At 49.0% G+C, this 26,985-nt stretch carries 22 protein-coding genes; 5 read left to right on the top strand and 17 right to left on the bottom strand.

What is annotated here, in order from left to right; translation table 11 throughout:
- Nucleotides 1–194: 194 nt before the first annotated feature.
- The 12 genes from MOZ60_RS00800 to MOZ60_RS00745 all read right to left on the bottom strand — a co-directional run bounded on the left by MOZ60_RS00800 (nt 195) and on the right by MOZ60_RS00745 (nt 13,130).
- The gene (locus MOZ60_RS00800; RefSeq protein WP_370595306.1) at nt 195–1,838 is read right to left on the bottom strand and encodes an oligosaccharide flippase family protein; all 1,644 of its coding nucleotides are present in this window, start codon (nt 1,836–1,838) and stop codon (nt 195–197) included.
- A 154-nt stretch (nt 1,839–1,992) separates the two neighbouring features.
- Nucleotides 1,993–2,739: a 2,3-diphosphoglycerate-dependent phosphoglycerate mutase gene (gpmA, locus tag MOZ60_RS00795; RefSeq protein WP_277007817.1), complete on the bottom strand. Its 747-nt coding sequence runs from the start codon at nt 2,737–2,739 to the stop codon at nt 1,993–1,995.
- Nucleotides 2,739–3,164: a flavodoxin gene (locus MOZ60_RS00790; RefSeq protein ID WP_370595305.1), complete on the bottom strand. Its 426-nt coding sequence runs from the start codon at nt 3,162–3,164 to the stop codon at nt 2,739–2,741. The genes gpmA and MOZ60_RS00790 overlap by 1 nt, the downstream gene beginning before the upstream one ends.
- 109 nt (nt 3,165–3,273) lie before the next feature.
- On the bottom strand, nt 3,274–5,436 hold the full coding sequence (feoB, locus tag MOZ60_RS00785) for a ferrous iron transport protein B (protein WP_370595304.1): 2,163 nt from the start codon (nt 5,434–5,436) through the stop codon (nt 3,274–3,276).
- 20 nt (nt 5,437–5,456) lie between these two features.
- Nucleotides 5,457–5,678, bottom strand: coding sequence for a FeoA family protein (locus tag MOZ60_RS00780; RefSeq protein WP_108773930.1), 222 nt, complete (start codon nt 5,676–5,678; stop codon nt 5,457–5,459).
- 10 nt (nt 5,679–5,688) lie between these two features.
- Nucleotides 5,689–5,901, bottom strand: coding sequence for a FeoA family protein (locus MOZ60_RS00775; protein WP_277007803.1), 213 nt, complete (start codon nt 5,899–5,901; stop codon nt 5,689–5,691).
- Between the two features lie 200 nt (nt 5,902–6,101).
- Entirely contained in the window at nt 6,102–7,481 is a 1,380-nt protein-coding gene (locus MOZ60_RS00770; RefSeq protein ID WP_370595303.1) for an NAD(P)/FAD-dependent oxidoreductase, read from the bottom strand.
- 27 nt (nt 7,482–7,508) lie between these two features.
- Nucleotides 7,509–8,513 (bottom strand): glycosyltransferase family 2 protein, encoded by a 1,005-nt coding sequence (locus tag MOZ60_RS00765; RefSeq protein ID WP_370595302.1) that lies wholly within the window; start codon nt 8,511–8,513, stop codon nt 7,509–7,511.
- Nucleotides 8,514–8,575: 62 nt separating this feature from the next.
- Nucleotides 8,576–10,171: a hypothetical protein gene (locus MOZ60_RS00760; protein ID WP_370595301.1), complete on the bottom strand. Its 1,596-nt coding sequence runs from the start codon at nt 10,169–10,171 to the stop codon at nt 8,576–8,578.
- Nucleotides 10,172–10,308: 137 nt separating this feature from the next.
- Entirely contained in the window at nt 10,309–11,922 is a 1,614-nt protein-coding gene (gene groL, locus MOZ60_RS00755) for a chaperonin GroEL (RefSeq protein ID WP_370595300.1), read from the bottom strand.
- Between the two features lie 28 nt (nt 11,923–11,950).
- On the bottom strand, nt 11,951–12,241 hold the full coding sequence (locus MOZ60_RS00750) for a co-chaperone GroES (protein WP_108773935.1): 291 nt from the start codon (nt 12,239–12,241) through the stop codon (nt 11,951–11,953).
- Between the two features lie 88 nt (nt 12,242–12,329).
- The gene (locus MOZ60_RS00745; protein WP_370595299.1) at nt 12,330–13,130 is read right to left on the bottom strand and encodes a helix-turn-helix domain-containing protein; all 801 of its coding nucleotides are present in this window, start codon (nt 13,128–13,130) and stop codon (nt 12,330–12,332) included.
- Nucleotides 13,131–13,265: 135 nt separating this feature from the next.
- Between MOZ60_RS00745 and MOZ60_RS00740 the strand changes: the two genes are divergently transcribed.
- Both MOZ60_RS00740 and MOZ60_RS00735 read left to right on the top strand, forming a co-directional pair.
- Nucleotides 13,266–15,245 (top strand): phospholipid carrier-dependent glycosyltransferase, encoded by a 1,980-nt coding sequence (locus MOZ60_RS00740; protein WP_370595298.1) that lies wholly within the window; start codon nt 13,266–13,268, stop codon nt 15,243–15,245.
- A complete protein-coding gene (locus MOZ60_RS00735; RefSeq protein ID WP_370595297.1) occupies nt 15,230–16,930 on the top strand; it encodes a putative glycosyltransferase family protein in 1,701 nt (566 codons plus the stop codon). The genes MOZ60_RS00740 and MOZ60_RS00735 overlap by 16 nt, the downstream gene beginning before the upstream one ends.
- A 116-nt stretch (nt 16,931–17,046) precedes the next feature.
- Here MOZ60_RS00735 and pheT read toward each other — a convergent pair whose 3' ends face one another.
- The 3 genes from pheT to MOZ60_RS00720 all read right to left on the bottom strand — a co-directional run bounded on the left by pheT (nt 17,047) and on the right by MOZ60_RS00720 (nt 21,508).
- The gene (gene pheT / locus MOZ60_RS00730; RefSeq protein WP_370595296.1) at nt 17,047–19,443 is read right to left on the bottom strand and encodes a phenylalanine--tRNA ligase subunit beta; all 2,397 of its coding nucleotides are present in this window, start codon (nt 19,441–19,443) and stop codon (nt 17,047–17,049) included.
- A gap of 14 nt (nt 19,444–19,457) precedes the next feature.
- Nucleotides 19,458–20,492, bottom strand: a complete 1,035-nt coding sequence (gene pheS, locus MOZ60_RS00725) for a phenylalanine--tRNA ligase subunit alpha (protein WP_370595295.1) — start codon at nt 20,490–20,492, stop codon at nt 19,458–19,460.
- A 281-nt stretch (nt 20,493–20,773) separates the two neighbouring features.
- Entirely contained in the window at nt 20,774–21,508 is a 735-nt protein-coding gene (locus MOZ60_RS00720) for a type 1 glutamine amidotransferase family protein (protein WP_370595294.1), read from the bottom strand.
- 48 nt (nt 21,509–21,556) lie between these two features.
- Here MOZ60_RS00720 and MOZ60_RS00715 point away from each other — a divergent pair, with 48 nt between their 5' ends.
- On the top strand, nt 21,557–21,844 hold the full coding sequence (locus MOZ60_RS00715; protein WP_245309296.1) for an acylphosphatase: 288 nt from the start codon (nt 21,557–21,559) through the stop codon (nt 21,842–21,844).
- On the opposite strand, the gene MOZ60_RS00710 is transcribed toward MOZ60_RS00715, so the two are convergent.
- Entirely contained in the window at nt 21,841–22,566 is a 726-nt protein-coding gene (locus MOZ60_RS00710) for a TrmH family RNA methyltransferase (RefSeq protein ID WP_277652819.1), read from the bottom strand. The two genes, MOZ60_RS00715 and MOZ60_RS00710, sit on opposite strands and share 4 nt — an antisense overlap.
- Before the next feature lie 253 nt (nt 22,567–22,819).
- On the opposite strand from MOZ60_RS00710, the gene MOZ60_RS00705 reads away from it, so the two are divergent.
- On the top strand, nt 22,820–23,494 hold the full coding sequence (locus MOZ60_RS00705; RefSeq protein WP_209451703.1) for a winged helix-turn-helix domain-containing protein: 675 nt from the start codon (nt 22,820–22,822) through the stop codon (nt 23,492–23,494).
- Nucleotides 23,491–25,179 (top strand): sensor histidine kinase, encoded by a 1,689-nt coding sequence (locus MOZ60_RS00700; RefSeq protein ID WP_370595293.1) that lies wholly within the window; start codon nt 23,491–23,493, stop codon nt 25,177–25,179. The genes MOZ60_RS00705 and MOZ60_RS00700 overlap by 4 nt, the downstream gene beginning before the upstream one ends.
- Before the next feature lie 40 nt (nt 25,180–25,219).
- Here MOZ60_RS00700 and MOZ60_RS00695 read toward each other — a convergent pair whose 3' ends face one another.
- Nucleotides 25,220–26,935, bottom strand: coding sequence for a phosphoenolpyruvate carboxykinase (ATP) (locus MOZ60_RS00695; RefSeq protein ID WP_370595292.1), 1,716 nt, complete (start codon nt 26,933–26,935; stop codon nt 25,220–25,222).
- Between the last annotated feature and the right edge of the window lie 50 nt (nt 26,936–26,985).

Raw genomic sequence — 26,985 nt, 5'->3', positions numbered from 1 at the left:
TTACATTGACGGTGAGCATACAACCTCAATCCTTCAAATTCAATCAATCCATTCAAAATATGTTCTCCTAACATATTGTATGCGAAATCAATCTGTAACTGGCAGATGTGTTGATGTACCTTATCCAAGAAAGATCCCGGGCAAAACCGGGATTTTTTTCTATGCGAAAAAAACAGGATGACAATGCATCCTGCTTATGCGTTCTTCTTCTGCAGACGTGCTTTGACAACGGCGGACAGCCTGCGGTGGAATACCTGCTCCGGCATCTTCAATGCCGCACTGACACCGAAGTAGACACCCAGTGTAATCAGGACATTGATGCATGTCTTGCCCAGAGCGATGACCTTGCGTCCATAGGCACCGGTAATGCCCACTTTGGCAAGAACGGTAGAGACGGCAAACATCAGCACGATGCAGGCAATACTCTTAATGAAAATCGAGCCAACCGAGCGGAACGAAATCTCATGTTCCTGATGCATTGCTTTGAAGCTGGCAAAGACAATATACAGATTGCCAGGAACCGTTGAAAGAACGGCGCCGGCATAGCCGAACATCCAGATCAGCGGCACCATGGAAGCACCTTTGATGATCAGATTGACACCAAGGTTTTTCAGGGCCTCATGCTTCATGCCAAGCGCCATCAGGATATTGGTGATCACTGGTGTGATTGTGGCAAGAAAGCCTTCCAGAGCAAGCCAGCGCAGGCAGTTGGCCGCCGTGACTTCATCACTTGTATAGAACAGAATATGGAAGACATCCCGGGCATACAGAAAGATGCAGAATGACACCGGAATACCAAGATACACAATGATATTCAGGCAGTCTACAACATTGCGGGAAACAAGTTTCTTGTTCCCCTGCGTGCGGGCAGCCGTGATATGCGGAATCAATGCAGCAGCAAATCCTGGGGAGAGAATCATTGGGATTGCCGTCATCTTGGTGCCGACATAGTTGAAGGCGGAAAGAATGATGCTCTGCTGTGAGGATGTATAGCCATGCACCTTGAGGCCGACCGGCAGAAGCACAGAGTTGAAGATATCATCGCAATAGCCAAGCACTGCGACCAGCAGATACGGAATTGCCAGGGCAATGAGTTCCTGGAACAGCTTCTTCTTGCGGACAGTCTTCGTGGTCTGGCGGCGGGCAGCTTCTTCAATCGCCGGGAAGTGATGCCGGTCAAAGTAGACAAACTGCAGAATGCCTGCCACAGCAGCGATGCTGGTGGACATGACAGCGACATACAATGCATAGCGTCTGTCCATATGCAGAACATAGACAATGATATAGGCTGCCGTCAGCAGAAAGCCGACCCGGAAGATCTGTTCAAAGACCTGTGATACCGCATACTGGCTCATTTCCTTGCGTCCCTGATAGAAGCCCCGGAAGCCGGATAGAATCGGGACAAAGAAGATTGCCAGAGACAGGATGCGCAGGCATCTGCCCATGATGGGAGCATCTGAGCCGCTGGCAATGATATGCGAGAGCGGCCATGACAGCACGAACAGCAGCAGCATTCCCAGAAAACCGGTCATGCCAAGCAGAACAAGTTCTACCTTCTTGATCTTGCGCAGTGCTCTGGCATCCTGGCGTACCGAGTACTTGGCAACCATGGTGGCAATGGCAAACGGAAAGCCGGCTGTAAAGACATTCAGAATATAGCTGTATATTCTGAATGAGGTGCCATAGTAGCTCATATATGCATCAGAGCCTAATATACTGGACAGCGGAATCGAGTAAAACAGACCAAGCATCTTGGCAATAAACAAGCCAAGTGTCCCAACCATGCCGCTCAGAACGATACTGTTTTTGACACGATCCGCATTTTTTGCCTTATTCATCTTCACATTACCTTTCATGCCACGTTATTGTACTCTGATTCCCGCCGCAGTGGGAATTTTCTGTAAATGAAAGCAGATTTTCCAAAACCATCCCACATTTCCTGTCTGATTTTCTTCCATAAAAAATCTTCTCTTTGCAGAGAAGACTTTCAGATCACTTTGCTTTGCCCTGTTGGGCAACTGCGTTCATCTTGGCTTCGACTTCGCTTTGATCGCCAAGATAGAAATGCTTTTGAACATGGAACTGATCATCAAATTCATAGACAAGCGGAACACCGGTTGGAATGTTCACACCCGCAATATCATCGTCTGAGATCTGATCGAAGTATTTGACCAATGCCCGCAGCGAATTGCCATGGGCTGCAATCAATACCTTTCTGCCAGCCAGAATCTGCGGTTTGATTTCAGATTCAAAGTACGGCACAACGCGCTGGATCGTAATGGCCAGAGACTCAGTCTGGGGAAGCAGTGAAGGATCAATGCCGGCATACATCTTCTGCAGTGCAGGACTGCGGGGATCATCCTTTTCCAGAGCCGGCGGGCATACGGCAAAGGAGCGCCGCCAGATCTTGACCTGCTGTTCACCATACTTTTCAGCAGTTTCTGCTTTATTCAGCCCCTGCAGAGCACCATAATGGCGCTCATTCAGCCGCCATGACTTGTGTTCCTCGATCCAGTCCAGATCCATTTCATCCAGAATGTGGTGGAGTGTATGAATTGCTCTTTTTAAATAAGAAGTATAGGCAAGATCGAAGTCATAGCCGGCATCTTTCAGCAGCTGTCCTGCCTTGATGGCTTCTTTATGGCCGTTTTCACTCAGGTCAACATCTGTCCATCCGGTAAACAGGTTCAGCTTATTCCATTCACTCTCACCATGTCTGACAAGTACAAGACGGTACATCATGCGGCCAGCTTTCCGCCAAGTTCTTTGCATGCCTCAAGTACGGTATCGTCCGGCTCATTCAGGCATGTAATGCCAGCTTCCACAAGCTGGGCACCATCTCCCTGTACACGTGACTCCCAGTCATGCATCCAGGTCTGATCACCCCAGCCATAGGAGCCAAACAGACCGACCTTCTTGCCAGAGAGACTTCCTTCTACACTGGCAAACATCGGATCAAAGCTGCCTTCCTCCAGGTTTTCAGAACCCATTGCCGGGCATCCGAAGGCAAAGGCATCATAATTGCTGACATCATTTGCAGAGAAGCTGTCGCTGAAGATGACATCTGCTTCTGAACCTGCTGCCTTGACACCTTCGGCAACTGCCTCTGCCATCTTCTGGGTATTGCCCGTTCCGGACCAATATACAACTGCAATTTTAGACATTTCAATTTCCTCTACTTTCATTTTCCTTTTCAGGATGTAAGGTTAGTATATACTAACTTGCATGGAATTGAAAAGCAGCATGCTCAGCTGCTTTTCAAAATTTTTGATTTTACGCTGCTTCTTCAGCAACTGTCTTGGTTCTTGCACGGTGCTCATAATCTGGTCTGAGAAGCAGATACAGATAGATGCAGAGTACAATCACTGCGGCAATGGTTCCGGCACCGAAGGCAACTTCGCCAACCATCAGGCCGCCAAGCTGGTAAACCATCAGGGAAATGCAGTATGCATTCAGATTCTGTACCAGGATGGCAAACCAGAACCAGCGTTTGTTGTTCATTTCCTTTGCCATTGTAGAGATGGCTGCCAGACATGGAGAGTCAAAGCAGTTGAATACCAGGAAGGATACAGCTGCAATTCCTGTCGGGAAGAATGCCGCAAATGCCTGGTGCATGGATACGGTGTATTCTTCTACATCGCCAAGGCCTGCCAGCACGCCCATTGTGGAGACGATGCCTTCCTTGGCAACGAATCCGGAGATGGAGGAAGCAACTGCCTGCCATGTACCAAATCCCAGCGGGACGAAGATCCACGCGATGGCACGGCCGATATAGGCAAGGAAAGAAGCTTCGGTATCAACAAGTCCGAAGACACCGTTCTGGATGCCGAAGGAAGCAAGGAACCACATCACTGCACAGCAAAGGAACAGGATGGTGCCGGCTTTCTTGAGGAATGCCCAGGATCTTTCCCAGACATGCATCAGAACACCTTTGAGACTCGGGATATGATAAGCCGGCAGCTCCATGACAAACGGTGCCGGATCACCTGCAAACATCTTCGACTTCTTCATGATGATGCACATGATGACAACAACGCCGATGCCGGCGAAGTACATCACCGGAGCAAACCACCATGTGCCTCCCATCAGATAGCCTGCGATCATGGCAATGACCGGAAGCTTAGCACCGCATGGGATAGAAGTTGTTGTGATCATCGTCATGCGGCGGTCTTTCTCGTTTTCAATGGTACGGGTAGCCATGATGCCAGGCACGCCGCAGCCAGAGGAAATCAGGAATGGAATGAAGCTCTTGCCAGACAGGCCGAATCTTCTGAAGATACGGTCCATGATGAAGGCAACACGGGACATATATCCACAGTCTTCCAGAACAGACAGGAAGAAGAAGACGCACATCATCTGCGGCAGGAAACCGATCGGTGCTGCCAGGCCGCCGATGATACCATCAACAACCAGTGATACCAGCCAGTCAGAGCAGCCTGCATTCTGCATCAGGGTCTGTACGCCTGGCTGAATGATGCCGCCAAATAATGTATCGTTGACCCAGTCTGTCATCCACTGGCCAATACCGGATACAGCAATCAGATATGTCAGTGTCATGATCACAGCAAAGATCGGCAGAGCCAGCCAGCGGTTTGTCACAACCTGATCGATGCGGTCAGACACAGACATCTGTCCGGCATGTTTCTTTCTGTAGATGCCTTTCAGCAAAGAAGCAATATATTCGTACTTCTCATTTGTAATGATGGATTCCGCATCATCATCCAGAGCTGTTTCCACGGCCCTGGTTGTTTCCTCAGCTGTCTTCTTTTCCGCATCAGTCAGGGTAAGTTCCGCCATGACCTTTTCATCACGCTCAAATACTTTGACTGCATACCAGCGGCGCTGGGATTCATCTGTATTGGAAAGCACCTTTGTTTCAATCGTATGCAGAGCCTGCTCCACATCACTGCTGTATGTCATCTTGAGCGGCAGTGCATGTTCTCTGGCCGCCTTGATGGCAAACTGGGCGGCATCCATGATGCCCTCCTGGTGCAGAGCGGAAATTTCAATCACTCTGCAGCCAAGCTTTCTGCTCAGTCCCTTGAAGTCAATATCATCACCGTTCTTGCGGACAAGATCTAGCATGTTTACGGCGATCACCATCGGAATGCCTGTTTCCGCAAGCTGGGTTGTCAGATACAGATTTCTCTCCAGGTTTGTGCCATCGATGATATTCAGAATGACATCCGGCTTATCCTTGACCAGGTAGTTTCTGGATACCACCTCTTCCAATGTATATGGTGACAGTGAATAAATACCCGGAAGGTCCTGAATGACAACATCTTCATGTTTCTTCAGTCTGCCTTCCTTTTTTTCAACCGTGACACCCGGCCAGTTGCCGACATACTGGTTGGAACCTGTCAGGGCATTGAACAACGTTGTCTTACCGCAGTTCGGGTTGCCAGCCAGTGCAATCCTGATTTTCTCTTCTGCCATTTTTCTGTCTTCCCTGTCCTTTATGCAACTTCGATCTGTTTGGCATCCTCTTTGCGGATGGAAAGCTCATAGCCGCGCACCGTCACTTCAATCGGATCGCCAAGCGGTGCTACCTTGCGGATAAACACCTGTACGCCCTTGGTAATGCCCATATCCATAATCCGGCGCTTCACAGCCCCTTCACCATGAAGCTTTACAACCGTAACCGTAGATCCAATCTTTGCCTCTTTTAATGTCATCATATTTCCCTTCCTATACCATGATTTTCAGAGCCATGCTCTCACCAATGGCAATCCGTGCATTCTTTACATTCACAATCAGACTGCCATTCAACCGTGACACCACCGTCACCGGTGTGCCCTCCACAAAGCCCATATCAGCAAGATGCTGACGCATCTGTGCATTTCCATTAATCTTTTTTACGGTGTGATCCAGACCCGGATCAGCAAATGCCAAAGGCATCATATACACCTCTCTTTCAGCTGCTTCCAGTAATAGTTAGATTTATCTAACACATATATTAGTTTACGCTAACTATCAGATGCTGTCAATCTTTCTTTCTGATTTATGAGCAAACAGCTTGCATTTGCCTGGGCAATCTGTTAAGCAGAAACATAAAAAAGCTCCATGATCATGTTTGACCACGGAGCTTCAATGATGATGTCTCAGTGCTTCTTTCCGATGATATCAGCAACAACCAGGCCATTGGCAGCAGCCTGTGCAAGGCTTCTTGTAAAGCCGGCACCATCACCTAATGCATAGATTTCGTCTGTTCCTTCCAGCATGAAGTCTTTGGCATGCGGACGGGCACTGTAGTATTTGCATTCCACGCCATACAGCAGAGTATCGTAGTTAGCTGTACCTGGTGCCACTTTATCCAGGGCATGCAGGGTTTCCACGATATTATCCAGCTGCCGTTTCGGCATGCACAGTGACAGATCACCAGGCACGGCATCAAGGGTTGGCTTGACGCTGCTCTTGGAAAGGCGGACAGCAGTTGTGCGCTGCCCCTTCTCCAGATCGCCCAGACGCTGTACCAGAACATAGCCGCCGGAGATCTTATTCGCCAGTGCAGCAATGTCACGGGCATAGGCAACCGGCTCATTGAACGGTTCCGTGAAATACGTGCTGGAAAGCAGTGCAAAGTTGGAGTTATTGCTCTGCTTCGCCTTGTCTTTGTAGCTGTGGCCATTGACAGTCAGAACACCATCACTGTTTTCAGTGACCACATAGCCTCTTTCATTGAAGCAGAACATGCGGGTTGTATCTCCATAGTGGCCGGATTTGTACAGGATCTTCGGCTCATAGATCCGCTTGGAGAATGGTTCCCAGATTTCATATGGCAGCTCGACACGTACACCGATATCCACCTGGTTGTTTGTGCAGGCAACATGATTGTCTTCACACCACTTCTGGAACATGCGGTTGCCGATTCTGCCTACGGCAAAGACAACCGTCTTTCCTTTGACGTGTTTTTCCTTCCCCTTCTGGGTAAAGATGACATCATGGCTTTCTTTATCCACGTCACTGACCACAGCCTCGGTTTCAATATCCACATGGCCATCCATGGAATGAATCAGTTTGAGCATCGTGCCATAGTTGGCATCAGTGCCAAGATGTTTGACTTCTGCCTGCTGCATATGCAGGTCATGCTGGAGACACAGTGCCTTCAGCTGATTGTCAGGATGGTAGACTTCCTTGTCTGCGCCATAGCGCACCAGAATCTCATCTGCCTGACGGATGTATTTCATGACATCCTCAGCCTTCATGACATCCGGCAGCCAGCCGCCGTATTCGGTCGTGATGTTGTACTTGCCATCCGAGAATGCACCAGCACCTGCCATACCTTCCATGATGGCACACGGATTGCACTTGATGCACTTTTCAACCTTGCCCGCCAGAATCGGACAGCTTCTGTTTTCAAGCTTTCTGCCTCTTTCCAGAATCAGCACGCTCAGCTGCGGACTTTTCTCCATCAGACGGTAGGCGCACATCAGGCCGCCGATACCGCCGCCAACAATGACAACATCATAAATATCTTTCATCTTCAATATGTTCTCCTGTTACTCTCGTTATTTGATTTTTTTCTTTTTCAGCGCCATCATGCGCTCTCCTGCCTTTGACAGCATGACCTCATAGCGGACTCTTTCCTGGAATGGCACGCCTGCCTGGCGGGATCCCTCCCGGATCTTTGCGGCAAATGGTGCAAGCTCCTGCCGGAATACATCAAGATCATCCACCAGCTGCAGCTTCCTCTCCATGGAAACATGCAGATCATCCAGGCGGGACATGATATCCAGATAGACACTGAACATCCGCCAGTAGAAAAGTTCTGGAATGTTGGAAATATGCTGAGACTGGGAAAGAATCATGCGGTAAGAGAAAATCTCACCTTTCAGCTGGGCAGAAATATCTTCTTCCCGTTCCAGTCTGCGCTTGCGGTAAACTGCCAGCGGTTCATCGGTATAGATGACTTTGGATGCGCGCAGCAGTGTCAGCCAGAACAGCATATGATCGGCATAGCTGATTCTCGAGGCAAAGCGGATTCCTTCTGCACAGCTGCGCTTATACAGCTTTGCCTGCGAGCGCGGATCCACCATGAAGAGATTTCTGAACTGTTCCGTATTGCGGTTGTATACCGTATCCTTCTGCAATGTTGTCCGCTCACTCTGATAGCAGCAGTCATATACAGGACGCTTGCTGTAGGAATACTGATCGATGCGTGCTCCAATGACAAGATCTGCACCGGAGACATCTGCCATGCGGCACAGCTTTTCCACAGCTGTTTCCTTGAGTGTGTCATCAGGATCCAGAATCATGAAATATGGTGTCTCACAATTGCGGATACCCGTCTTAATGCTGGAGCCATAGCCGCCATTGGGCTTGACAATAGCATGATACCGGGATGGGTTTTCAGCAACAAATGCATCAATGCGCTCCTGGGAGGTATCCGTAGAGCCGTCATTGACAATCAGAACCCGGAAGTTCTGAACACTCTGGCGGCGCAGAGATTCAAAGCACTGGCCAAGATAGTTTTCTGCATTATAAACAGGCACGATGATGGTAGCTTCCTGCATATTTATATCCTCCGATCTATTCGTATTATAGCATGCCTGTCTTTGTGAATGAGGCATGCATGTCAGCTGTGTACATGACTGTCATGGACGATGATCTTGACATCATCTTTGATGTAATCGGTATACAGGCCCTGAGGATGATCCAGCCAGGAGGCACCGTGTCCGATCAGTACAGAAGCAATCAGGCACAGTTCCAGAATCCACTGGCCTAACGGCTGCCATTCGAATGTATGGTAGATCGCAATAAAGAAAATCAGGTCTGTAAAAGGATTAAAGAGAATCTCAAAGCTGTCTCCGTAGACATCTGTACCGACCAGGCGGGCAATGACGCCCATGGTCAGAGGGTTCAGGAAGATGATCAGCATCAGCAGCATCATGCTGCGAAGCTGCTGGTGCGGTTGCGTTTTGGCGTGCAGCAGAAACAGCAGCAGTCCTCCCCAGCGGAATACGTCCAGTACATATGTGGTAATACGGTGATCCAGGAACAGATAGCTGCGTACGGGTTCTTCACGCAGAAACTGTTTGTAGCTGGCAAGTGAAACCGGGATGGATGGAAAGAATATGGTCAGAAACAGATTGAGGGCCATTAAGGATACCGGGACAATGACATACAGAATGAGACTGCCATGGTCAAACATCCAGTCCTCTGCCCGCCATAACAGCCTGCGCAGTTTCTTCTGATAGCGCAGGCGCAGAAACAGCATACAAAGGATGATCAGGCCAAACCCTGCAAGTGGATGTACGTAGCACAGCTGGAAGCAGGCATAGATGATATGCGGCACGATCAACGTAGTGATATCAAACAGAGAACGTATTTTATGCTGTTTGAACAGCCATGCGGCCAGGCAGTACAGAACCTGAAAACTGATGACGCCAAAGCCGGGCGAGACAAACATGCCGCCGGCCATATAGAACATGGAAATATACTTTTCCTGCTCATTGCCATCCTTGATCCAGCAGTACAGGTTCCATAACAGCAGAGCAATGAAAACCATGCGCCAGCTGGCACCGGATCCTGCCATGGCAAGCTGCCAGCCGCCAAATGCTGAATAGAACAGTGCATAGACAACCAGTGTAAAGGAGAACCATGGGTTCTTGAGACGGAATGTCCGCATGATATTCAGGCATACAGCTGCAAAGATCAGATGATAGAACACACCTGAGAACATGATATTTTCAGCCGGGTCCATGCAGCGCAGCAGCACTGCCTGCAGTACACGGTATCCCTGCAGAGGATACAGGGAATCATAGTAGCGGGCAGAAAAAGAATTTGCGTGAATCGATTTCAGAGCGCTGATCGCAGCATCCAGGTTGGCTGCTTTTGCAATCAGGATCACAAACAGAAGTGCAGATGCAAGAATTGCGATTGTATCACGCTGCCAGAACGTATGTAACGTATCTTTCCACTGCCATATGGTGACTGCAGCTGCTGCTGCAAGAGCAATGATGGTAATGATACAGGCATAAAGAACGGGTGCATGAAAGACTGTGCATGGCATATAGAATACTTCCAGCACAGTAAAAAGCACAGCGGCTCCGGCTGGTGCCGCAAAGCCGCGCTTTTCTGTTTTCAACAGTTTCAGAACGCCTGTGCCAAGGCCTTCACAAAGAATGGCAGCCAAAAGGCCCGCCATTGCAGACAGCAGCAGATCTTTCATAGCAATCAAACAGCTCCTCAGCGGCAGAAAAACATGGGTTCTTCTGCCGTCCAAACAGTACTATTTTACATCAGGCATCAAAAAAAGGAACCCAATGCATGAGTTCCTTCTTCTGACGCTATTGATTCAATGCTCCATTAATACTGCGGTACCTGCTGGGGAGCCGGTGCTTCCTTGGCAGGAATCTCAGCAACAGCAGCTTCGGTTGTGATGAACAGACCAGAGATGCTTGCAGCATTGAGCAGAGCAGTTCTTGTTACCTTGGTTGGATCAATAATACCAGCCTTGAACATATCTACCCATTCACCGGTCTTGGCATTGAAGCCGACATTCGCTTCTTCCTTGAGCTGTTTCTCAAAGATTTCATTGCCATCAAAGCCAGCATTTTCAGCAATCTGCATGATCGGCTCGCGCAGAGAATCCAGTACTACATTGATACCTCTCTGTACATCGACAACATCATCCTTGAGATTGCCCTTGACTGCCTTGTAGGCATTGACCAGAGCCAGACCACCGCCGGTCACAACGCCCTCTTCAACAGCAGCCTTTGTAGCATTCAGAGCATCCTCAATACGCAGCTTCTTGTCCTTGAGTTCTGTCTCGGTTGTCGCACCAACCTTGATCAGAGCAACACCATTGGTCAGCTTGCCAAGACGCTCCTGCAGCTTCTTCTTGTCATAGTCGCTCTTTGTCTCTTCAATGGCAGCCTTGATTTCAGCAACTCTTTCAGCAACGACATTCTTGTCGCCGGCACCATCGATGATTGTGGTCTTGTCCTTTGTGACAACAACCTTCTTGGCAGAACCAAGATCAGAAATCTTGACATCAGCCAGGTTCATCGACAGATCCTTTGCGCAGACAACTGCACCAGTCATCGCAGCGATATCACCAAGCTGGTTCTTGGCATTGTCACCAAAGCCCGGAGCCTTTGTAGCAACAACGTTGAATGTACCTCTGAGTTTGTTCAGGATCAGAGTGCTCATCACTTCATTATCAAAATCATCTGCAATGATCAGCAGTGCACGGTTGGACTTCACAACTTCTTCCAGTACCGGCAGAATATCCTGAATCGTGTTGATCTTCTGATCCGTAACCATGATCAGCGGGTTGTCCAGCTCAGCTGTCATCTTCTCACGGTCAGTTGCCATATACGGGGATACATAGCCCTTGTCGTACTGCATGCCTTCGGTCATTTCAAGGGTTGTCTCGAAAGACTTGGACTCATCAACATTGATGACGCCATCCTTGCCGACCTTCTCCATAGCCTCGGCGATGATGGAACCAATCTCTTCATTGCCGGAAGAAACAGTCGCAATGTTCTTGACATCGCTGTTTGTCTCAACCTGCTTGGATTCCTTCAGCAGCTCAGCAGAGACAGCCTTGGCAGCCTTGTCCATGCCTTCTCTCATCAGAACAGGATTGGCACCCTTGTCAACTGCCTTCAGACCGCTTGTAATCATGGCCTGGGTCAGCAGTGTAGCGGTTGTTGTACCATCACCTGCAACATCATTTGTATTGTTGGCAGCTTCATACACAAGCTTTGCGCCCATGTTTGCAAACTTGTCTTCCAACTCAATCTCCTTGGCGATTGTCACACCATCATTGGTGATGACCGGTGAACCGTAGCTCTTCTCCAGAACAACGTTTCTGCCCTTCGGGCCCAGTGTAACCTTAACTGCATCAGCCAGTGTATTGACGCCGTCCAGCATCTTCTGTCTGGCGTCCTTGGAATACAGAATTTCCTTTGCCATATTATTAATCGTCCTCCTGATTTACGCTTTACTCAACTACAGCAAGAATATCATCTGCACTGATCAGCAGATAATCCTTCTTGTTATCCTTTTCCTTCACTTCCGTGCCGGAATACTTCTTATAAATAACCTGCTGGCCAGCCTTGAGATCAATCGGTGTCAGCTTGCCATCTTCAACCTTGCCAGGTCCAACCGCAACAACAATGCCATGGCTCGGTTCATCCTTTGCTTCCTTTGTTGTCAGAATGATACCACTTTCTGTCTTCTCTTCTTCTTTCACTTTTTCAAGCAAGACATAATCATGTAAAGGTCTAATCATACGTTACCTCCTGTGCTTTAGCACTCATACTTTTTGATTGCTAACACCTGTTATTATAAGCACGACTGTCACTCTGTCAATATGAGTGCTAAAACTTTTTAGACATTTTTTCCGCATCGTGCAGGCGGCTTACAGCACAGGCAACAATGAGGTTCGTGCTCTCGTTGCTGTCTGAAATGTCATAGCCAAGCAGAGTGGAAATCTTGTGAATGCGGTATTTGACGGTATTGCGGTGCAGATACAGCATGGAGGCGGTGCGCATGATATCGCAGCAGCAGTCCAGATAGTATGCACAAAGGAATATGCATGGTCTGCCATGCGGATCCATTTTTTCCAGAAACTGCATCACACCTATATAAATGGCAAGCAGATGCTCATTCTGCATGATCAGCCGCACCATGCGGGCGAAACGGATTTTCTGCATGGTGAGATATGGTGCATGCGGATAAATGATCTGTGCATCATGGATGCAGCCTATGGAGATCTCATATAAATAGGATGGTGCTTTGGTACCCTGCAGATCCGGACATTCCAGCAGTATTGCATCATGATTCTTTACTTTGAGATATTGTGATAGTTCCTGAGACTTCTTTTTGATTTCCTTTTCATTGATACCGCCGATGGGATAGACCAGAAGGTCATTACCGCATAATGCAGCAGCACATCCTGGTGAAAGCTCATGAATCTCATCAAGCAGTGTATCCAGGGAACTGCTATTTTTACATGCAATATTGTGAACAATCCAGAGTGAAGTAGATGACAGAGCAGAAAGCTGATCTGTGTCAGCCTGCATCACCATGTGGAATGTTTTTCCATTTTCCAGATCTGTGAGATTTTTTCTGATGTTTTTCAGTTGTCTGCGTCCGTCACTTGAATACTGCTTTTCCATGTGCCTAAAATTCACTGAAAATCTTAACAAAATCCCGTAACTCTGCAAGCCCTTGCACAACTTTGGAAACATTATTTCAAGATCATCAATTCCCTGACACTTTCATGGCAGCAGTACTGGTATAATGAACGCGCTATGAAAAATTTAAGTTTACTGTTGTTTCAGGATACGGAACTGCTTCCCCTGCTGCTGTGTGCAGCGCTGATCCTGCTGGTGATCAAATTTTATTATGACAGGCACCGGAAACCAGAGAATACCGAAAAAGAAGAAGAAAATGACCGGGCTCTTCCCCTGCCGTTTGTGCGTGCCAGCCATCGTGTTCGCTATACCCGCAAAGACCGAGTGATTCTTGTCACAGCCTGCGCCCTGTATGCGCTGTTTTCTTTCTGGGAGCTGGGCAGCGCAAAGTTTCCCCATACAACCTGGCAGCCCCAGGCAGATCAGCCCAATCAGTCATTCATTCTCAAGCTGAGTGAGGATACTTCGTTTGATCAGATCAATGTGATCTATGGCGAAGGTGACAACAATGCCAATCTGAGTTCTTTGCAGCTTGGCGTGGAGGGAATGACGATTGAAGGATCCAATGACCTGAACAGCTGGGCAATGATTACAACGCTGGAAAAAGGGTCCATCTATGAATATTTGACCATCGAAGGCAGCTGGAATTACCGCTATATCCGCATTACAGCAGCCAGCAAGAATCAGACTCTGACAGAAATTGCCTTCAAGAAAGCAGGTGAAGACAGCCTTCTGCCAGTGACGGTACAGGAAGATGACAACTTTTCTTCCAAATATCCGGCTTCGCTTGTCATTGATGAGCAGGATCTTGTCTCGATTCATCCAACCTATATGCAGCAGGCATACTTTGATGAAATCTATCATCCGCGCAATGCCTGGGAGATTGCCAATGGTGAGTATATGTATGCGACAGTACATCCGCTGTTTGGCACCAATCTGATCGCTCTTTCGATCAAGCTGTTTGGCATGAATCCGCTGGCATGGCGGCTGCCAGGTGCCATCTTCGGTGTGCTGATCATTCCGATGTTCTATGCCATTCTGAAAATGCTGTTCGGTGATACCCGGCTGTGCACGCTTGGCACTATTCTTTGTGCAGCAGACTTCATGCACCTGACGACATCGAGAATTGCGACCCTGGAACCATTCAGCGTATTCTTCATTCTGCTGATGTTCTACTGGATGATCCGCTGGTGTCAGACAAGCTGGTACGATACAAAATTCTCTGGTTCTTTGAAACTGCTGCTGTGGGGCGGCATCTTTATGGGTGTAGCCATTGCGACCAAGTGGACAGCATGCTATTCCGCCGTCGGCCTTGCCATCATTCTGTTTGCCAGCTTCTTCCGCCGGTATCGTGAATATAAGAAGGCAAAACAATTCCTGAATGAAGGACAGGGAACAGATGAACAGAATCAGTTTGCAAAGAAGGTTGTTTCCACCTTTCCAAAGGCGATGCGGACAACATTTCTTTGCTGTTTCCCTTTCTATATCTTTATTCCGGTTATCATCTACTGGCTTGTCTATCTGCCGGACCATGTCTGGCGAGATGGGTGGTCCATTGCCAATGTATGGAAACAGAACATGTACATGTACAACTACCACACAAATCTCAAGGCAACCCATCCGTATCAATCAACATGGTATATGTGGCTGGTTGATGCAAGACCGATCTGGTACTTCTCAGGTGTCAAAGCAGAAGGCATCTCCCATTCGATTTCCTGCTTCTCCAATCCGCTGTTAACCTGGGCTGGCCTGCCGGCCATCATCTATACAGCCGCTGACTTCATCCGTCATAGAGACAGACATGCCGGCATCATCCTGGCTGGCTATCTGACTGCGCTTGGTCCATGGGTACTGTTAGTCAAAAGATGTGTCTTTGCCTATCACTTCTATCCAACCAGTTTCTTTACGATGCTTGCCATTGTTTATGCAGCCCAGGCACTGTTGAAGAAGGATGAAAAGTATCTGAAATGGATCTATGTCTTTGAAGGTGTCTATGTCTTCCTGTTCCTGATGTTCCTGCCGGCGACGGCTGGCTTTGGCACAACGCAGACATACGTCAAGCTGCTGGAGTGGTTCCCGACATGGTATTTCGGATAAAACATCCAAAATGTGTGTTTCTGGGCGCATCCATTCTTTTCGCCCTGCTGTTCTGCATTCCCTATCTTGGCAAGGATCTTCTGCCAATCGAGCATGATACCTTCTTTCATGTGGCAAGAATTCAGGCAATGGCAGATGCCATCGGCCACAAGGATTTCCTGCCCGCTGTCTTTCCCTTGCAGAACAATGGCTATGGCTATGCCAGTCCATTGTTCTACAATAATCTGTTTCTGATCCCTTCTGCCCTGCTGGTACGGCTTGACATGCCTGTTGCCAACAGCTATAAGCTGCTGATTCTGGTGGAGACAGTACTGGCCTGCTATGCCATGATGGTGCTTGTATACCGCATCAGTCAAAAACAGAGCGCTGCCATACTGGCAGGATGTGCCTATGTCTTTGCCAACTATCATGTGACGGATGTCTATGTGCGTGGTGCTTTAGGTGAAGTACAGGCTCTGATTTTTCTGCCCATCATGATTGAAGGTGTGTATATCATCCTGGTGGAACACAGCAGAAGATGGTACATGCTGGCGGCAGGACTTGCCTGTTTGCTGCTGAGCCACAACCTGACATTCCTGATGGGCTGTATCCTGCTTGTGATCCTGTGTCTGATCTATGTCAAAACACTGACAAAAGAACAGATCATGGCTTTGGTCAAAAGTGTATTGGCAGCCTTCCTGATGACCGTGTTCTTTTCCCTGCCGATGCTGCAGCAATTGCACAGCAATACGTTCTATCTTGATTATTATGGCAGCAGCAGTGATCTTGGTGCAGGTTCGCTTGGCTTATGGAAATACTTCGCTGAAAAGACGGTCTTTGGCTATTCTGACAACAGTCTGCCCCGCAGTCAGCAGATGGTTCTCAACGTCGGGTATTTCCTGACCTTTGCACCATTGCTCTGGCTTGCCGTTAAAAAGAAGAAAAACAATACCAGCCGCTTTGTCACCTCGCTGCTTGTGATTGGCTATATTGCGATTGTGCTGCCATGTTCTCTGATTCCGTGGGACGATCTGGATGCATTGCGCATCATGCAGTTTCCATGGCGTCTGCTTGAGATCGGCCTTGTGTGTCTGAGTGTGCCGGCAGGCATCGGATTTGCGTCACTGCTTCAAAGAAAAACAATACAGGCAATCGCGGTTGTGGTGCTTTGCCTGGAGGGTATCTATCATGTCACGCCTGTGTTTACGCGCACCTTCGGTCTGACCAGCGAAACGACCTGGCAGGATATCTCGGATGGAAAGCTGTGCGATCCATACTATTCGGCAACATACAAACGGGTGGAGCTTGCCGGCGGTGACTATCTTCCCCTGCCATCGCCTGATTATCGGACATTAAAGCAGGCCATCATGGATGAAAGTCTGCAGCCGCTGGATATTTCATTTGAGAAAGATTACAGTACTCTTTCCTTCACGCTGACTGACAGCAATGCAAACCAGACAATTGTGCTGCCATTGACCTGGTATCTTGGCTATCATCTGTATTGCATTGACAATGGCATCAGAACTGAAATCAAGATTACGCCCACCGATACCGGGCTGGTCAGTTTCAAGGCAGATCAGGCAGGCAGTTATGTTTGTGTCTATCAAAGCACAACGCTGCGGAATATCTGCATTGGGGTTTCACTGGCTGCATTGGCTGCTGTAATCATTTGCTGGTGGAAAGACAGACAGATACAGAAGGCATAACACGATTGACAATCAACAGTCATATGAAAGAGACAGGAAAACCTGTCTTTTTTGATTGGTGCAAAAAAAGGATGCCTCCGCTTGGAAACATCCTCATTGTGATCAGCTGAATGAGATCAGGATCTTAACTGGGCACCGAGCTTTTCAGCAAACTGCTGCAGAATGCGCTCGTGCACCGGTGCGATATCTTCTTCTCTCAATGTTCGATCATCTGCCTGGTAGACAATATGCAGGGCAACGCTCTTCTTGCCTGCCTCGACATGTTCCCCTTCATAAACATCGAAGATTTCTGCACTCTTTGCAATCTTATGAGAATTGCGGGAAACGATGTTCAGAATATCGCGGGCAGTGACATCCTTGTCAACAATCAGAGCGATATCTCTGGTGACACCCGGATAGCGCTGGATCGGATTGAAACGCAGACGGCCCGGCTTGCAGGTCAGGATCGGATTCAGATCAAGTTCTGCGTAGTAGACACGTCCAAGGTCAAACTTGCCGGCATATTCCGGATGCACTTCACCAAAGACGCCGAGGAATTTGCCATCCAGGGCAATTTCAGCAGAGCGGTATGGATGGAAGTGAACCGTATCATACTTGTTCTCACTGATGCGCACTCTGGCAGCTGCGAAGCCATTGCGCTCCAGCCATGTCATCAGAATACCCTTCAGTGTATAAAAGGATACCGGCTGTTCCTGCCTGTGCAGCTTATCATTCCGCAGCATGCCATCCAGCACAATCGCAAGTCGTTCCTGCTCTTTGTCTTTGGCATAGACTTTGGAAAGCTCATAGAAGTTGTTGTCTTTGGAACCATGTGCTTCATTGTACTGCACACATTCCAGCACGGAATTCATCAGACCGGTACGGATGTGGGTGCGTGCTTCACTCATCGGCATGGAAAGTGCAATCGGCTCACCTGCCGCAAAGAACGTATCATCTGTATATGCTTTGGAAACTAGCGTATAGGTGACAATCTCATGCAGGTTGAAGCCGCTGAGAATATCACGGATCTGTCTTCTTGCCTTCTGTACTGGTGAAAGCATGCCTACGGTCGGTGCCATCTGCGGCAGTGTGCTTGGCAGATCATCATAGCCAAGCAGACGGATGACTTCTTCATCCACATCTGCCTGCCCCTCCATGTCTGTTCTGTAGGAAGGAATGTGGCAGATAACAGAGGTGCCATTGACTTCCGGCTTGAAATCCAGGCGTTCCAGAACATCTGTCACCTGATCCATTGTGTAGGATGTGCCAAGCAGACCGTTGCAGTGTTCCAGCGTTTCCGTAATGACCTTTTCCTTGTAATGATCATCGCCGCACACAACAGTCTTTTCAAAGCCGGACGCATCGGCATATCTTGTCAACAGGTCGACGCAGCGGTCCATTGCCTTGCCGGCAGCCAGGGGGTCAATTCCCTTGGTGAAGCGCTGGGCTGCCTCTGTCAGCAGATTCAGGCGGATGCTTGTATGGCGGATCGCAACGGGATCAAAGTGAGCAGCTTCAATAAAGATCGCATCTGTATCATCATCGATCATGCTTTCTTCACCGCCCATGATACCGGCAATACCGGTAGGTTCCCCATTGGTTGTAATCAGAACATCACTGTCTTCAATATGGAATATATTGCCATCCAGAGCCGTCATATCCATGGTCATGCCGTCTTTGACCGTGATCTCTCTTGCCGGCAGACGGGACAGATTGTAGAAGTGCAGCGGCTGGCCGGTTTCCAGCATGACGAAGTTGGAGATATCAACGACGTTGTTAATGGAATTCATGCCATAGGCCTGCAGATACTGCTTCATCCAGGCAGGGCTTGGTCCTACCTTGACATGGTTGACAACCTTGCCATAGTAAACCGGGCATTTCTTTGTTTCACTGCGGACAACAAAGCTGCTGTCTGCACCGCCATCGGCCATGCCTTTGACATCCGGCCACTTTGCCTTTCTGCCAAGAATGGCAGCGGCTTCCTTGGCCATGTTCCACATGGCCGAGCAGTCAGCTCTGTTTGGTGTCAGGGAGACATCCAGAATCGTATCGTCCAGGCCAAGATAGCCTAGTACATTGGTTTCACCAACCGGTGCATCGGCTGGAAGTTCTTCGATGCCGGAGAGCTGCTTTTCATTCAGCAGCTTCTTACTGACACCGAGTTCATACAGCGCACACAGCATGCCGTTGGATGGATAACCATGCAGAGGCTTGGCTTCAATCGTGCCGCCGGGCAGTTTTGCCCCAGGCAGTGCTGCAATGACCTTAAGTCCCTTGCGGCAGTTTGGCGCACCGCAGACAATATGGACAAGCTTGTCTTCCCCTTCGCCTACCTTTGTGACAGTATCATGCAGGTGGGTGCCGGGAATATCCTGGCAGGAAACGACCTCGCCAATGACCAGATTTGTTGCCTGGGCCATGGGTTCAATGCCTTCTACTTCCAGGCCGGCTGATGTCAGACGTGTCGCAAGTTCTTCTGGTGAAATGCCATCCAGATCTACATATTCCTGCAGCCATTTATAACTTAATCTCATGATCTTTTTCTCCTTTAGTCAAACCGGTCAAAATTCTTCAGGAAGCGGACATCGTTGGTGTAGAAGTTGCGGATATCATCAATGCCATATTTGAGCATGGCAACACGCTCCAGGCCGACGCCAAAGGCAAAGCCGGAGCACTTCTTTGGATCAAAGCCGTTCATTTCCAACACATGCGGATGAACCATGCCAGCACCAAGAATTTCAATCCAGCCGGAGCCTTTGCATACCGAGCATCCCTTGCCGTTGCAGAACGGGCAGGAAACATCGACTTCTACAGATGGCTCCGTGAATGGGAAGTAAGACGGACGGAAACGGACCTTGCGGCCATTGCCGAACATGGCATTGGCCATGTATTCCAGTGTGCCCTTCAGGTCTGCCAGAGTGATATGGTCACCGACAACAAGTCCTTCACACTGCATGAACTGGTGGGAATGGGTCGCATCGTCATCGTCGCGGCGGTATACCTTGCCCGGGCAGATCAGTTTGATGGGAAGCTGGCCATGGGCTTTTTCCAGCTCACGCATCTGAATGGCCGTCGTATGTGTACGCAGCAGTGTATTAGGATCAATGTAGAACGTATCCTGCATGTCTCTGGCCGGATGGTCCTTCGGCAGGTTGGCAAGCTCAAAGTTGTAGTAGTCCTGCTCTACTTCCGGACCTTCCGCAACCTTATAGCCCATGCCAATGAACAGATCTTCCAGTTCCTGCTGGATCATCATCAGCGGATGAACCGTGCCGCGTTCCATGTCTTCGCCAGCCAGCGTGATATCAATCTTTTCGGCTTCCAGACGTTTCGCCACAGCTTCTTTCTGCACTTGTTCCATGCGGGCACCCAGGGCATCGGTAATTTCTTTCTTAATCTGGTTGACCTGCTGGCCAAATGCCGGTTTTTCTTCTCTTGGCAGTGTCTTCATGACCGCCATCAGCTGCTGCACAGATCCCTTTTTGCCAAGATAGCTGACTCTCAGCTGCTGCAGGGTATCAAGATCACCGGCCTCTGCAATCTTCTGCAGGGCTTCTTCTTTGACGCTTTGAATCTCTTCCATACTTCCTCCTGAACAATAAAAAAGCGTTCCTGTTACAGGAACGCTGATCACGCGGTACCATCCTGATTCGCACTTGCGTGCGCACCTCAATTTGCCTGTAACGGAGACAGCCGGGGAGGATTAATCCCGCTGGAAAAGTGAATTCACTGATCGGGAAAGCAGGATCTTTACAGCCGCGGGACCCCTCTCTTTTGTTTTCCTTCTGCATCAGCTACTGGTCTTTTCTTTATCGCTTTACGGATGCCATTATAGCATCATGCCTGCAATGTCACAAAGAGAACTTACCACTGGTTGCGGTATTCATTCACTCTGGCATCATCCAGAGCCTGATACAGAGCATCCAGATCATCCTGGGCAGCCGCCGCTGCATTGCCAAGCATATCGACTGTACCCTGGTCCACCACAATGCCGCCCTTTCTTGGCACACAGACAACCGGCTGGCCATAGTCTTCCAGACCCCTGATAATGGCATAGAGATGTCTTGAATCCTGATCATAGTCCATATCTGCCATAAAGCCATGAACAAGGCCAAGACCATCGCCATAGCCGAATTCATGATCCAGATCCGGGATGATCGGATATCGTTCCAGCTGAATCAGTGCTCCTGCCTGGCTTCCCATGATCACACCAGGAAACTGTTTCAAAGCATCATCCAGGCCTAAATCCACCAGGCTGTTCATCATCAGTTCCGGATGGCGTCCAGCCAGATACACAATATCCACATCCTGCAGTTTCTCGTGGGCATGATCCCGGTCTTCTTCATAGTAATCAAAGAAGTGAATCTGCTCATCCGGAATCCCATAGGCATGGAATGGTCTTGCCAGGCGGTAATAGGCATTGATCTCTTCACCGGGCTCCTGATATCTTTCACGCCAGGCATCTTCATCACTGGCCCAGCCTTCCTGATAGGACAGCGGCATCAGCAGCACCCTGCTTTGTGGATTGATATAGCTGGTTAATGTTGATGAAGCCCAGTCTTCATCAAAATTTTCTGTATTTAAAAGAATGTTGGTCATGTTATGCATCACTCCTTTTATCTATAATGTAAGCAAGAGGTAAATCATATGATCAAACGATTTCATGTGTTTGTGGAAGGACGCGTTCAGGGCGTCGGTTTCCGTGGCTTCTGCATGATGCAGGCACAGCAGCGCGGTCTGACTGGCAGTGTCACCAACCTGCCAAACGGCCTGGTGGAAATCTTTGTCCAGGGTGAGCAGGACAGAATTGACAGCTTCCTGGAAGCGGTGCAGGCTGGCAATCAGTTTATCCGGGTGGATGATATGAGCATCAAGGAAGTGCCGGCTGTCCCGGGTGAGAAACGGTTTGGCTACGGGATGGGCCAGTATTTTTAAGGACGGAAATGATACATGATGATGCCGCCGGCAACGGCAACATTCAATGATTCAAAGCCAGACATTTCAATGCGCAGGTTCTGATCACACATGGCAAGGATATCCTGTGAAACGCCATTTCCTTCATTGCCGAGCACAAAGGCCATTTGATCCTGCAGAGAAATGGATGCCATTGGTACAGATGACTGCAGGCTTGTGCCGATGATGGCAAATTGATCTTCTTTCAGTGTGGCAATGGCATCTTTGAGATCTGCATAAAAGACAGGCTGATGGAAGAGTGCGCCCTGGGTGCTGCGCACTGTTTTTTCATTATAGAGATCGGCACAGGCATGGCTGCAGATCACGGCATCAAAGCAGAATGACTGCGCGGTCCGCACAAGTGTGCCAAGGTTGCCGGGATCCTGTACGCCATCCAGCAGAACCACCCGTTTCATTGCTTTTCTTTCCCACTTCTTTTTGCGGCAGACAGCAATCAGATGCACCGGTGAAACATTCACACTAAGCTTTTTCATGATGGCCGGCGTCACCAGGACTGTATGCGGGAAAGCAAACGGGCAGTGCTGGTCTGTAAGGATCGTGTCCACGCAATTTTCCTTCAGTGCTTCTTCAATCAGGTGCTCCCCTTCCACCAGGAAACGGCTGCTGGTATCACGGCCTTTTTTTGTATGCAGCTTTGTCCATTCTTTGATTTTGGCATTCTGCAGTGAAGTAATGGATTCCATACATATGTCCGCCGCACATTCCGGCGGCAGGGCTCACCTTCCTTTCTTCGTCCAGAACAACATTTTACATAACAAAGTGTTCCAATGCGATGCCATCCTGTCTGTTCTGCCTGTTTTTCATGTTCCTATCGTGTAAAGCTGAGACTGAATTTAACAATTTTTGCACTGCTTTACATAATTATTACATTCTGCCTGCCATGTATTTTACCTGCATTTTATAATATGTCTTACGGAAGGAACGGTACTGCCTGATATGATGATCTATTGTGTTGAGGATGATGCAAGCATCCGCGAAATTGAAATTTATACGCTGAAATCAACTGGCTTTGCGGCAAAGGGGTTCGAGACAGCCGCGGATTTTTTTGCGGCACTGCGCAATGAGAAGCCGGATCTGATTCTGCTGGATATCATGCTGCCGGATGAAGATGGCACACAGGTATTGAAGAAGCTGAAGAAGGATCCGGTAACCAGAGATATCCCGGTGATCATGGCCAGTGCCAAGGGCACGGAATATGACAAGGTGCAGGGACTGGATACCGGTGCGGATGACTATCTTGCCAAGCCGTTTGGGATGATGGAGATGGTTTCCCGTATCAGAGCGGTGTTAAGAAGAGTGAACAGTTCCAGTGAGCAGGTTGTTGAAAACAGCGGCATCCGCATGGATGCTTCCCGCCATGAAGTGCTCGTGGATGGAGAACCGGTTGTGCTGACGCTGAAGGAATATGATCTGCTGTATCTGCTGTTAAGCCATCCGGGCATTGTGTATACCCGTGATCAGCTGCTGAATCACATCTGGGGTACAGAATATGATGGTGAAACAAGAACGGTGGATGTGCATGTGCGTACACTGCGTCAGAAACTGGGAAATGCAGGAAGGCATATTGATACGGTACGCGGCGTTGGATACCGCTATAAGGAGGACGCATGAAAAGCAAGATTTTCCGCTATGTGTCCATCTCCATGGCTGTTGTCTTAGCAGCAGCGATGGCGGTGATGATCCTGATTCTGAATAATCACTTCATTTCTTTGGAAACATCGCGTCTGGAAAGTGAAGCCATGCTGGTGCAGGCTGGTATTGATGCCGGCTCAGATGCGTATCTCAAGAGTCTGGAGGCGTCCGATGATGCCAATTACCGCATCACCTGGATTGCAGCCAATGGTGATGTGCTCTATGATTCCAAAGCAGATGCCAGCCAGATGGAAAATCACAGTGATCGTGCAGAATTCAAGGAAGCGCTGTCCCAAGGCAGCGGTGTTGCCACAAGATATTCGCATACTATGGCAATACGGACAATTTATGCAGCCCGCAAATGTGGGGATGGCTCCGTGATCCGTGTTGCGGAAAACTATGATACGGCCGGTATCCTGACGATGCGGATGATCTCACCGATTCTGATCATTCTGATTGCGGCAATTACGGTGGCTTCTCTGCTGGCGCGAAGATTGGCAGATGAGATTGCGGAACCGATCAATACACTGGATCTTGATCATCCCCTGCAGCAGAATACCTATGATGAAATCCAGCCTCTTCTTGTACGGATCGACAAACAGAATGAGCAGATTGATGAGCAGCTCAATGAACTGCATCAGAAAAAGAAAGAGTTTGAGGCGGTCACGTCTTCCATCTCAGAAGGCATTATTCTGCTGAACCGCAATGAAGAGATTGTCTCGATCAATGATGCGGCCCGCAGTCTGTTTGACAAGACGGATGATATGGATGTGCATACGTTGGATGATCTTTGCGGCAGTGAACAAATGCACCGTCTTGCCAAAACAACACTTGCCGGAGGCAGCAGTGAAGAGATCATTCAATTCCGTGATGCGGATATCCGGCTCACCGGACATCCGATCACTTCCCATGGTGTCTTGACAGGTGCCAGTATTCTTGCCTGTGACATTACTTCTGTCTATGAAGCAGAACAGACCCGCCGTGAATTCACTGCCAATGTTTCCCACGAACTGAAAACACCGCTTCAGTCCATCATGGGCAGTGCCGAACTGCTGGAAAATCATCTGGTTAAGCCGGAAGACACCGACAAGTTCATACACAAGATCCGCTTTGAAAGTGCCCGGATGCTTACCCTGATCGACGATATTATCCGGCTGTCTCAACTCGATGAAAATGCATCTGTGGAAGTGAGCCGCCTGCAGCTGAAGGATCTGGCCAGAGAAGCACATGAGGCTGTTGCGGCAAGTGCAAAGAAGAGAAATATCACCATCAGCATGGATCTTCATGATGCCCCGATCAAAGCCAATAACAGGCTTGTCTATGAGATTGCCTATAACCTGCTGGGCAATGCCATCCGCTATAATCATGAAAATGGCAGTGTGACAGTCAAGACATGGCATGATGCAGAACATCATCTCTCGATCCTGTCTGTTGCGGATACCGGTATTGGTATTCCGCATGAAGCACAAAGCCGCATCTTTGAACGGTTCTACCGGGTTGATAAGTCGCATTCACGGGCAACCGGCGGTACCGGTCTTGGCCTGTCGATTGTCAAACATGCGGCAGCAATCTGCGGTGCCCGGATCACGGTGACATCAGAGCTTGGCAAAGGCTCTGTCTTCACGGTGAAATTCCCGGAAGATCCCGGCAATGACAAAGCCTGAAGCACATGAAAGGGAAGCTCGCATGAGCTTCCCCTTTTTGTTATTTATGATTCTTGCCGTTTTTGACAAAGTCAAGCAGTGCCTGAGCAGCCTGATCAATACCATGGTCGCCCTTGTTTGGCAGACCAAGGCAGGTGTAAATCTCACCAACCGGAATGTTCTGCTCAAACAGTGCATCAAACATCTTGTTAATCAGCTTGCCGCACTGTTCCTGACGCTGCATCGGGCCAAACGGATTGGCGAAGAATGTTGTGGAAAGACCCTTTTCCTGGGTGGTGCCAAGAGCGAAACGCTTGCCCTGTACAAAGACATTCTCCGCACCATCCCGGTCTAAGAACCAGTGGAGACCACGCTTGTCGGTGTAGTTGTTGGCATACAGGAAGCAGTCAATCTTATGGTCGGATGTGACGACATCATATGGTGCTGCCGGCAGAACGACACGGGCATTCGGCTTCTCCGGATTGAAGAAGATAGAGCGGTCCATGTCCTTATAGGCAGTTCCCTTATCCAAATCATCCAGACGGACGAAGGCACCGATTTCTGTACCCTGTGCACGCAAATTGCCATCCTTGTCCAGATGAATCGTACCCATATCATCAAACACAGTTTCCTGATGGTCGATCAGATCAGACGCAAGGGCGCTGAGTGCCTCAATGGTCTCACTCTTGCCGGCACCGGAGTCACCCATGAACATGAGTCCCTTCTTGGTGCCATCCTTGAGATAGATGTTAACCATGGCGCCATGGATTGGCAGCCAGCCGCGGTTGATCATGGCCAGGTTGTGCAGGGTCAGGATTGTCTTCTTGGTATAGCCGAAGTAGTCAATCTTCTCAGATGCGGAATCCTTGCCGACCCAGATATCATTTTCTTCATCATGGTAGAAGACTGTATCATCGCGGCCGTCCGGATTGCCGAACAGCATGATGGCATCCGGCTTACGGTTGATGGTATCCTGCATGCTGGCAAGTTCAAACAGGTTTGCCGTTGCCACAGCACTGGTCAGGAAATCACGGTGGAAGTAGCAGTAGATCAGCAGGCTGCCAACCTTGGCAGGGAAGCATACCCACTCTTCATCACCCTTGATGAAATCCTTGATCGGATTGTGGTCATCGTCCTTGAAGACGTTGGTGCGCTTGTTGGAATGCGGATGCAGGATGAGCGGTGTCCGCAGCATGATTTCATGAATGAACGGAATACCTTCCAAGGCTTCATAGCCATGGGGTGCCTTCCAGTTATAGTACTGCAGCAGCAGTGCGGCATTGGTGCCGGCCTGCAGCTGACGGTATACCTTATTGCGGGAGCCCTGCACCTTCTGCTGTACGGTACGGTAGAACTTCAGGGCTGTTGCGTTGAATTCAGAGTCAGCCTGGATGAAAGACTGCAGCTGGTAGCCGACCTCATTGTGTGTATACAGCACGGAATAGCGCTGCAGAGAACGCCAGTAATGATACCCTTCCTCAATGGTTTCCAGCAGCAGATGCGGTGCCTTTGTATACGGGTGATCAATATCCTTCATTTCCAATACAATCAGCAGATTGAGAACCTTCTTGATTTCCTGACGGACAGACTCTTCACAATCATGTCCACTGCACAGGAAGTCATGCAGGTCCGTATGCTGCTGGGCAAGATATTCCAGATAATGGTGCAGAAAGGAATTGAAGCAGTCACTTTCCACAAGTTCGTGCATACTGCGCACATAAACCTTGGAATAGTTGATAATCACGGTGTTGTTGTGATAATAGTAAGCTTCTTTCATTGATGCCTCCTCTTCAGACTACTTGAAAATTTTATCAGAAAACAGATCAT

The organism is Grylomicrobium aquisgranense (assembly GCF_033971865.1).
GTDB lineage: Bacteria > Bacillota_I > Bacilli_A > Erysipelotrichales > Erysipelotrichaceae > Bulleidia > Bulleidia massiliensis.
The sequence above is the reverse complement of the archived record's forward strand: the minus strand, read 5'-3'. Positions and strand labels throughout refer to the sequence as shown.